The sequence below is a fragment of the Bradyrhizobium uaiense genome (assembly GCF_010811875.1).
In the GTDB taxonomy this organism is placed as follows: Bacteria; Pseudomonadota; Alphaproteobacteria; order Rhizobiales; family Xanthobacteraceae; genus Bradyrhizobium; species Bradyrhizobium uaiense.
In genome coordinates this window covers 1-219 of record NZ_VKHP01001233.1, presented here as the reverse complement: position 1 = coordinate 219, position 219 = coordinate 1, and the positions used below count along the sequence as shown (strand labels likewise).

Sequence of the window (219 nt, the reverse complement as noted above, 5' to 3'; positions counted from 1 at the left end):
CGCGCGTCACCTGGGTATAGGAGGCGAACGGCATCGCCGGATAGACCAGGCCGCCATCGGGGAAGCGGCCACTGTGCATCATCTGGTAGAATTGATCCGACGTCCACGTGCCGATCCCGGTCTGCGGATCGGGCGTGATATTCGATGTGTAGAGCGTGCCGAACGGCGTCTTCATGGGAAGGCCGCCGGCGAAGGTCTTGCCTTCGCGCGCGGTGTGGC

General features: G+C 64.4%; 1 pseudogene. It reads right to left on the bottom strand.

The features are described from left to right. Nucleotides 1-219 (bottom strand): annotated as a pseudogene (locus tag FNJ47_RS49435) (cytochrome c); the annotation flags it as partial.